This is a genomic window from Bacteroides sp. GM023, assembly GCF_014750685.1.
Lineage (GTDB): Bacteria > Bacteroidota > Bacteroidia > Bacteroidales > Bacteroidaceae > Bacteroides.
In genome coordinates, this window is sequence record NZ_JAAXGE010000019.1 from 75,754 (window position 1) to 84,174 (window position 8,421).

General features: G+C 36.7%; 10 protein-coding genes and 1 pseudogene. 1 reads left to right on the forward strand and 10 read right to left on the reverse strand.

The genetic code is table 11. The features are described 5' to 3' along the window. Both HC965_RS25220 and HC965_RS25225 read right to left on the reverse strand, forming a co-directional pair. Complete coding sequence (locus tag HC965_RS25220) at positions 1-585, reverse strand: BfmA/BtgA family mobilization protein (protein ID WP_191034049.1); 585 nt, start codon at positions 583-585, stop codon at positions 1-3. A gap of 254 nt (positions 586-839) precedes the next feature. Further along, positions 840-1,190 carry a helix-turn-helix domain-containing protein gene (locus tag HC965_RS25225; RefSeq protein ID WP_191034050.1) on the reverse strand — a complete coding sequence of 117 codons (351 nt, stop codon included), beginning with the start codon at positions 1,188-1,190 and terminating at the stop codon, positions 840-842. 182 nt (positions 1,191-1,372) lie between these two features. On the opposite strand from HC965_RS25225, the gene HC965_RS25230 reads away from it, so the two are divergent. Continuing rightward, positions 1,373-3,061: an IS1182 family transposase gene (locus HC965_RS25230; protein WP_370539996.1), complete on the forward strand. Its 1,689-nt coding sequence runs from the start codon at positions 1,373-1,375 to the stop codon at positions 3,059-3,061. Positions 3,062-3,077: 16 nt separating this feature from the next. On the opposite strand, the gene HC965_RS25235 is transcribed toward HC965_RS25230, so the two are convergent. The 8 genes and pseudogenes from HC965_RS25235 to HC965_RS25270 all read right to left on the reverse strand — a co-directional run bounded on the left by HC965_RS25235 (position 3,078) and on the right by HC965_RS25270 (position 8,356). After that, the gene (locus HC965_RS25235) at positions 3,078-3,491 is read right to left on the reverse strand and encodes an RteC domain-containing protein (protein WP_191034051.1); all 414 of its coding nucleotides are present in this window, start codon (positions 3,489-3,491) and stop codon (positions 3,078-3,080) included. Continuing rightward, on the reverse strand, positions 3,466-3,621 hold the full coding sequence (locus HC965_RS25240; RefSeq protein ID WP_370539997.1) for a hypothetical protein: 156 nt from the start codon (positions 3,619-3,621) through the stop codon (positions 3,466-3,468). The genes HC965_RS25235 and HC965_RS25240 overlap by 26 nt, the downstream gene beginning before the upstream one ends. A 143-nt stretch (positions 3,622-3,764) precedes the next feature. Beyond that, a complete protein-coding gene (locus tag HC965_RS25245) occupies positions 3,765-4,568 on the reverse strand; it encodes a helix-turn-helix domain-containing protein (protein ID WP_191034052.1) in 804 nt (267 codons plus the stop codon). 1 nt (position 4,569) lies between these two features. Continuing rightward, on the reverse strand, positions 4,570-5,496 hold the full coding sequence (locus HC965_RS25250; RefSeq protein WP_191034053.1) for a hypothetical protein: 927 nt from the start codon (positions 5,494-5,496) through the stop codon (positions 4,570-4,572). Then, the gene (locus HC965_RS25255) at positions 5,493-5,990 is read right to left on the reverse strand and encodes a GNAT family N-acetyltransferase (RefSeq protein WP_191034054.1); all 498 of its coding nucleotides are present in this window, start codon (positions 5,988-5,990) and stop codon (positions 5,493-5,495) included. Before HC965_RS25255 ends, HC965_RS25250 begins: the two co-directional genes overlap by 4 nt. A 293-nt stretch (positions 5,991-6,283) precedes the next feature. Further along, a pseudogene (locus HC965_RS25260) lies at positions 6,284-6,508 on the reverse strand (RloB domain-containing protein); the annotation flags it as partial. Between the two features lie 3 nt (positions 6,509-6,511). Beyond that, positions 6,512-7,732, reverse strand: coding sequence for an ATP/GTP-binding protein (locus HC965_RS25265; protein WP_191034055.1), 1,221 nt, complete (start codon positions 7,730-7,732; stop codon positions 6,512-6,514). Between the two features lie 126 nt (positions 7,733-7,858). Then, on the reverse strand, positions 7,859-8,356 hold the full coding sequence (locus HC965_RS25270) for a hypothetical protein (RefSeq protein WP_191034056.1): 498 nt from the start codon (positions 8,354-8,356) through the stop codon (positions 7,859-7,861). Between the last annotated feature and the right edge of the window lie 65 nt (positions 8,357-8,421).

Consider the following 8,421-nt stretch of genomic DNA (forward strand, 5'->3'; position numbering starts at 1 on the left):
CTATGTATTTATTAAGTTCATAATTTCAGCCTTTAGGCTCTCTTTCTTCTTGCTATCCATCACACCGCAAGCGGAGAGTTCCGAATAGAGTTGTATTAGTTGAAGTAGCTTCTTATAATCCCGTTGATGTATCTGATACAGGGCGGTGAGTTGTTTCCCCTGCTGGTTGATTACATCGGCATGCTTGCCGAACTGTTCACTGACCTTTTGTAGTACGGCTGTTTGTTTCCCCTGACTGGATTCCAATTGAGAAAGAATAAGTGTTTCCAATGTCTTACCAATACCATCAAACCGAACCGCAATAGAATTGGCGGTTCGTATCATGGGATTTAGTTGTTCTTCCTCATAGTGTCGGATAAAGCGGATTATATCGTCCTGGCGTTTGTTTATTTTCGCCAGTTCCGATTTTACGGATTCCGGTGCTTCCGATGGGTTGATACACGCTTTATCAATATACACAAATGCCAACCGGACTATTTCACCCTTTTTCAGCGAATAGCGTTGGCAGAGTTTATCTATTAGCTTTCCCGTCTGTCGGTCTATCCCGATGGTGCTAAGCGTGGATATATTACTGGTCTTATACATGATTATAAGTTTTTTATAAAGAAAACAACAATCATTCAGTTGATTATAAGCGAAATACATTTTCGACTTATAATCACTGTTATAAATGGTTACGAATGTAACCCATTAAAGCCGAAGGCTTTGCCCCGCAGGGCAAGAGGGAAGAACAGGACTTGTCCAGTTCCCTCTTGCTTCATTTAGCGAAACGAGCCAAGCCACAAGGCGAGGCGGTTTCTGCTAAATGGGGAGTGGTGGCACTGCATCAGGCGGTAACATTACCCACCCTGTTTTGCGTCAGTATGCGTATCGAGTTGATTTTCCTTTTTGAACCGTTCATAGGTCTTGCAATCGGCATTTTCTTGAACAAATACCCGAATATCAGCGGCACGGTAATAGGTCTTATGACTTATCGTAAAGTAAGGAAGCTTGCCACTTGCCCGATACCGTTGCAAGGTACGGAAAGATACTTTCAGCAGAAACGCTAAATCCTGATTATCCAACAACTTGTCGTTAGGATCTAATACGTTGTCGGTATTGATTAGGGATTTCAGGTCTTGCGCGATTTCAGAGAGTTTTTTCGACAGTCGTTCCATCCACTTATCGAAGTTTTCGTTATCTATATACATTTTGCTTCATTTTTAAATTAAACATTAAGATTTTCAATCGATTGATGAAGCAAAGTTCGGCAAATGGATGCAAATAAGTTAGGAGGGTGTCCGAAAAGGGTACCCTCCATTTTTTTATGCAAAAGTCCGAACTTTCCCAAGCTCGGACTTTTTAATTTGCTCTAAAATGTTTATCTTAGAGCATGTTAATCGATAGTGCAAATATACAATTTAAGGAGTATTCTCAAGGCATGGATTCCTTATTTCCTTCCCGTCTTGATGAAAATATTTCTTCGGATGCTCCGGTCCGGCTTGTCAACCAGATTGTTGATGAGCTTGACATCAGTCCGTTGTTATCGACTTATAAGGGTGGTGGTTGTCCTGCTTATTATCCCCGCATGCTTTTGAAAGTGTTGTTTTTCGCCTACCTGAACAATGTGTACTCTTGTCGTAAGATAGCCCGTCTGCTTCAGGAAAACATCCTTTACATGTGGCTTTCGGGCAAGTCCACTCCCGACTTCCGTACCATCAATGATTTTCGTAGTAAGCGTTTGAAGAGTTGCATCCACAGTTTGTTCACCCAGATTGTGCTCATGCTTGTGGAGTTGGGATATATCAGCCTGGAAAAACAGTATATCGACGGGACCAAGATGGAGTCGGCAGCCAACCGTTATACTTTCGTCTGGCGCAAAAGTGTGGAAAAGTATAAAGAGCGTCTGGAAAAGAAGATTCAATGTATACTTTCTCAAATTGATGAAGGTATTCTTGGTGACAACAATGCTCCTGAAGAATCAACTCTTCCTATTGACAGCCGTGCCCTGAAAGAAAAAATAGATGCCATTAATCTGGAGAACCGCAATAAACGTGAACTTCGTCAGATTAAAAAGCTTAATGAGGAGTACTTGCCCAAGCTGCAGGAATATGAGAAACACCTGGAAACAATGGGTGAAAGAAACAGCTATTCCAAAACAGATCCTGATGCGACTTTTATGCGTATGAAAGAAGACCACATGAGGAACGGCCAGCTTAAACCGGGATATAATCTGCAGATATCCACGGAGAACCAGTTCATAACAAACTATGCTTTCTATCACAATCCCGGTGATACGTTGACTCTAATTTCATTTCTATTGTATGGCCGGATGAGATACTGCCGGTTCATGAAAGAGGTTTGTGCGGATGCCGGATATGGAAGTGAGGAAAATTATGAGTTTATGGAACGCTTCGGTATAAGCGATTATGTAAAGTATAATTATTTTCATATGGAACAAACAAAAAAATGGAAACGTGACATCTCCAAACAAGATAATTTGTATTATAACGAACCGAAAGATTACTTTGTATGCCCGATGGGACAGCATATGGAACTTGCCTACACGACAAAGGCTGTCAATGATAATGGATATGAAAGTGAAATAAGTGTTTACCGCGCTAAGAACTGTCAGGGATGTCCCTTACAAAATAAATGTCACAAAGGGAAAGGAAACAGGGAGATCAGGGTGAACCATAAATTAAGGCGGTACAAGCAACTGGCACGTGAGAAACTCACTTCACCAAAAGGGTTTGAACATAGGAACAAAAGACCGGTGGAGGTGGAAGCGGTCTTCGGGCAAATAAAATGGAATAAAGGGTACAAGAGGTGCAGGCATAAAGGCTTGGAGAAGATTGTCATGGACTTTGGAATATTGGCTATTGCATTTAACATCGGAAAAATGATCAGCAAGAAGAAAAAGGCTAAGAAAGGGAGGAATGGAAAGGATTATAAGACTGATGAAGGGAGAAAATCAAGTTTCATGAGGGATATTTTTATAAGTTGTTGGATGAATCACAAAAAAGAAACAAAAAAGAAAAAAGTTAGAGGGTACCCTTTTCGGACACCCTCCTATAAATAGTTGGTAAGTTGTTGATTTACAAATATCCTTTGTTCTTACTTTCTTCGGCAATGGCTTTGCGAAGTATATCTAAAAACTCGGTTACTTTGGATGGCTTACGTTTAATAACACTCTCATGCTTCTTGTGAATGTCACCCAGTTTGATATTAAAGAGGTGTTCAAACGCTCGTCCGATTTCTGTTAGTGGTGATTCTGTTCCGTTATGGGTAACTACTCGTTTAGATAAGAACAGTCCGCTCACCATCTCCATAATTTCAATAAGATAGGTTTCGTCTGTTAGGTAGAGGGGTGAGAGTGGGTAATTATTTTTTCGGTTCTGGAACAGATTGGGATATTGGATTTTTAGATTCAACAGCTCCAGTTCTGAATTGATAATAGCCAATGTCTTTTGTAAGAACAGCTTTTTAAGCGCATTTTCCCCCCTGCCCATAAAGAGGTGTCGTTTCAAGTGAAGCTATCTCGATACGGGTAGCATTCAATGTGCGATGAATAACTGCGTAATCCACTCCACCGCTTACACTTTCGATATGTTCAAGAAATTCGCCATAGGCATCTTGCATTTCTTCTTTACTTACTTGTTCTGAGGTTCCAGACAATAGCCCGCAATATCCTCATTTTCATTAAATCATTCATAACTATAACTTTTTAGGTTTATATATTTATTGAAGCATTTGCTTTGCTACTGAATGATTCTATTTATCTGCTATAATTCAGATGGTTTTTTATTTGTTAGACATTGAGACTCTTTTGCAAAATGAGAGAAGTCTGTATATCCTAACTCATCATACGAATTGCTACTTCCTTTAGAGCGGTAATTCATCAAAGCTATTTTAAACCTCATGGTTCTAAAGCATTGCTTTGGTGACATACCTAACACCTCTTTAAAGTATCTATTTAGTGTAGGTGTTGATACCCCGACTTTCTTACTAACCATATTCGATTTGAAGTCACCGCAATGAGTAATGTAATAAACTGCTTTAATTACGGTCTCTAATTTATAATCAGACTTGAAGATATCTATATTTGATAGAAGATAGTTTTCTGCATAGCTGACACGTTCATCAAAGGTCTTTTTAGATTTTAGCTCTTCAATAATTGTGTTATCTATATAATTACTCAATGGTTTGTAACTGTCCAATAAGCAAGGAATATCATCCTTCAAAAACGGATATAACACACCCGGTTTGAATTTAATTGCAAATTCATGTGTTCCCGGTGCGTGTATTATGGTCATTGCATCTGACAAACTACCATATAATTTATCTCCCGTAGTATCTTTGATACCGAGTTTTCTATCCACTTTTAATGTCTGACTTTTATCTGTAAGATTAACAGAAGCAACAATATTTACATTAGGAAGAGCAACTATTGAGAATGGAGTTATTAAATTGCTTTCCGTTGTAATCTCAAAGTAATACTCAACAATATCCCTCAACTCAAAGCCGGGATATTTAATCCTTACATGGTCGTTTACTTCATCTTCGTATATAACTTTAGATATCAACATATTATTTTCTGAATAGGTGTAACAACTGTATTCCTAACCCCATAGTTAGCATACGTTCTTTTTTATTTGCTAATAATTTTTGAGTCCAATCAAGTAATCCTCCATCGCCAATTTCATATTCTACACCATCAGCTATAATTTTAGCTTTAATTCTCATACCGTAGTAATAGTTATTTTGTGAATCTGATTCGGCAATACGAACATCAAAACCGCTATTTTTAATATGTGATAAGCTATTAGATACTAATGGACTGTTGCTGTCATATTCTTTACAAGGAATAATCTCAAAAAACAGATTATTAAACCCAAAAACACTTTTGCACACATCTTGAGTTATAGCAAAGTGTTTATGTATCTCTGTTTTCTCAAATTCAAAACTACCCGTATCCATACCGCAGGAAATTAGACACAGAATAGGGAAATGGGGTGTAAAGTTGGGATTAGAGAAAACCTGAGTCCGTATAACTCTCGACACATTGCTGAAATTATACGTTTTCTCCGACAACTCGTTGTTTTTCTTCAATGAAGCGTAATGTAAAGCTATTGAATTTGTTGGGTCTGACTGAACTTCTGTATTTCGGAGTGCTGTAAGAACTTTCTTTTGGTTTACAGTTGCCATTATACTACTTGTACCTAATTGAGCAACAGGAGATAACTCGATTAATTCAAAACTGCTATTTGCTACTATTTTACAACACTCTAACTCTTCTTCTTTAAATTTTAGAAAGTCTAATTGTGCAGGCTTAACGAGTTTGTTTTTAGTGTATTTTTCCAATAGTGAAGAGGGAGTTTCTTGCATAACTCGTCTTTCAAACACCTCTAAAAGCAAAGAATTTAACTCTGAACCGCTCAATTTATTAGACAGTATATCAACAATTTCATTTAAGTTGTATTTGTCGATTATATGTTTTATTGCTTCATCTTTCATGTTTTCCTTATACTATATATATGTTCATCAAATATTTGTCCCTTTTTTATCACAGACGATTTAATAATAGCCTCTTTCTCAAAACCAACTTTTTCTAATACCTTCATTGATGCCATATTATATTCAAAAATATTTGCATATACTCTTTGCATCCCTAATTGATTAAAAGCCATTTCAACTAACAGTTTAACAGTTTCTGTTGCATATCCATTTCTCCAATATGGTTCGCCAATCCAGTATCCGACCTCTGCATTAATTCTATATACATCGCTTTGAGGATTCAAGCTACAACAGCCAATAAATTCATTTTCTGAATATATTCCAAACACGAGTCCTAATTCTCCTGTCTTAGCTAATTCAATAAAAGAAACTGCATTATCAATCGTGTAGGGATGAGGAAATATATCACGTAAGTTTTTAGCAATCTCATAGTTATTTGCTAACTTAGATATTACCCAAGGTGATTCATTTTCTATTTTACGTAACTGTATCATATCTATACTTTTATCTTTTTACAAAGATATGCCTATTTATGAGATGATTAGGTGTAAAAATGAATCAAATTTCATTGAATTGCATTTTTGCACCTAAAATTGAGAGTTTTGCAAAAGAAATAAATTTTATTTAGCAATATAGATTAAAAGATTATTTATATCTTTGTAGGAGAGTTATTTGAAGCAATGGGAAAACATAGCAGACTAAAGTAGTTCGCTCATTTCTATATCGTTACCCATTGTTCTTTCTCTTTCTTCTAAACATCTATTAATCAATGGATAAAAATAAAATCTTCTACTGTATTGATAGCCTTTTGTACTAATGTTAATGTTCCCATACCTTGCCCCACGGCTTTCACATTGGCTGAAGTCAAACGAAAAGCATTAAAATAGTCCGGTTCAGTATTCACTCCTTCGCAAATAATCAGAAATGTTTGTTTCACTTCACGCACACCACTGATACGGGTTATCTTTCTTTCGACACGCGGATTTATATTTTTCCTTTTTGTAGCCGCCATAGTTTAATTTTCTTGGGTATTAAACAAACGGGTTAAATCTCCAACAATTGGAATTGCTCCATACTTCCCAGATAAGTAATCTTTTTCAAACGAAGCATCATTACGTACTTTATACTCTGCTAATGAATAAAGTTCGGTTGCCCCATAACGGTCTTTTTGTGTAAACCAAATCTGATCCCGTCGGAATATATTAGCACTCAATAAGTTCGTATCGTGAGTAGTGAAAATTAATTGGGCATTTTTCGGATTTGTTTCTTTTGAATTAAACAAGGCAATAATTCTACACGTAAGAAGTGGATGCATTTTAGAATCAAATTCATCTATAATCAGACGCTTTCCATTATCCAAAGCATCAATAATGGGATATGCTAAAGAAAAATACTTTATTGTGCCTTCCGATTCATTTTTCTTGAATGGGAAAGTAACAGCTTTGACTTCATTACCTTCATCATCGTATTGTGTATGCGTACTAACAATCGTATTATCAATTTTTTCAATATTCTCAATGCCTAAATCAGCATAGCGGGAAAACTCTACAATTCTCTGTTTCATTCTGTTGTCATCCAGTTGGATAGTTGCGGTATTCCATATCTTCTCATTATTAGAGTCTGAGATAATAGTGGTATCATTCAGCCATTTCATTATCTCTACTGCTGTCGGATCATTAAATTGCGCCGCAACAGAAAGCAATAATGCATTTGCCCTTACCATTCGTTTACCTGCAAGCTCTTTACCGACGACAAACTTGGTATGAATATCAAAATTATCTTTTTCGCGATAGAATAATTCTACTTCCTTAGCTCTCTTTTTATTAGCTTTTTGATAGAGCCATTCCGAATGTACCAATGAATTATCAGCCTCAAATCCATAACGATATTGATTGTCTTCGTCACAGAATATGGCTTCAAAATGACTTGGTTCACTTGCAGTAAGTGAGTTCAACCGAAAATTTTCTATATTAACTCGTTCTCCTGCTTGAATATCCTTCGATGAATTTATCACATACCACTTAAAGAACTCAAATGCCTTAATGAAGTTGGATTTGCCAGATGCATTAGCACCATAAACAACTGCGCTCTTCATCAATGATAATCCGGCAGTCCCTACGCTAAAGATTATATCTTCAGCCGGAACCTGTATTTCTTTCAAAGCCGATGCTGCCAATGACAATATAGATTGTTCTTTGAAAGATAGAAAGTTTCCTATTGTAAATTGAATAATCATATTTTAACCATCTTATTTGAGAATTTATCACAAATATAGTGTTTATATTTCAAAACAAAGATACTTATTAGGTGAATTATATTCTTTTATGTCTAATAACATATCTTTTACCCACCGGAATATTTTCTATTTTTCCGAATATTCTTTCATCTTTTTCCTCCACCTCTGAAACCCTCTCATCAAACTTTCCTCTTCCACTGACTCCACCATATCATACTCTACCACAAATTCATGCATTGATTTTATATACATCACCCCGTTTTTGAACTTATTTTCCAACAGGAAGGAATAGAGCTCCGCTTTCATTTCCACCTCAATTTCCTTTTCAATAATAAAGATACTGTCCTGACCGAAATAATTATAAACTTCCGGATTTTTGCCGAGTCTTGGACTAGGGAGTACAAAGGTGATATTTCCTGTTTCTTTCCAGGAGACGCCTTGCGGACGAGGAACGGACAATTGGTGCAAGAAGTGATAAATGGGAGTGAGGTGGGAGAGGTGGATTGGGATAGGGAGTCGTCTTGAAGGAGAATTACTGTGTGATTGGGATTCTAAACTTTGTCCGTACCGGACATACATGTATCCAGCCAAATATGGCTTGATGGCAAATGTAACTGTAACCATGGGAATTGAATTTTGAATTGTTGAAATTTGTTGTATACTGATTGCCGCCTGAAGTGGCGGATTCC

Excerpts from the sequence above, each read along its gene's own strand:
- HC965_RS25220 (WP_191034049.1), bottom strand. The coding sequence starts at position 585 with ATGTATAAGACCAGTAATATATCCACGCTTAGCACCATCGGGATAGAC.
- HC965_RS25225 (WP_191034050.1), bottom strand. The coding sequence starts at position 1,190 with ATGTATATAGATAACGAAAACTTCGATAAGTGGATGGAACGACTGTCG.
- HC965_RS25230 (WP_370539996.1), top strand. The coding sequence starts at position 1,373 with ATGTTAATCGATAGTGCAAATATACAATTTAAGGAGTATTCTCAAGGC.
- HC965_RS25235 (WP_191034051.1), bottom strand. The coding sequence starts at position 3,491 with ATGGGCAGGGGGGAAAATGCGCTTAAAAAGCTGTTCTTACAAAAGACA.
- HC965_RS25240 (WP_370539997.1), bottom strand. The coding sequence starts at position 3,621 with ATGCAAGATGCCTATGGCGAATTTCTTGAACATATCGAAAGTGTAAGC.
- HC965_RS25245 (WP_191034052.1), bottom strand. The coding sequence starts at position 4,568 with ATGTTGATATCTAAAGTTATATACGAAGATGAAGTAAACGACCATGTA.
- HC965_RS25250 (WP_191034053.1), bottom strand. The coding sequence starts at position 5,496 with ATGAAAGATGAAGCAATAAAACATATAATCGACAAATACAACTTAAAT.
- HC965_RS25255 (WP_191034054.1), bottom strand. The coding sequence starts at position 5,990 with ATGATACAGTTACGTAAAATAGAAAATGAATCACCTTGGGTAATATCT.
- HC965_RS25265 (WP_191034055.1), bottom strand. The coding sequence starts at position 7,732 with ATGATTATTCAATTTACAATAGGAAACTTTCTATCTTTCAAAGAACAA.
- HC965_RS25270 (WP_191034056.1), bottom strand. The coding sequence starts at position 8,356 with ATGGTTACAGTTACATTTGCCATCAAGCCATATTTGGCTGGATACATG.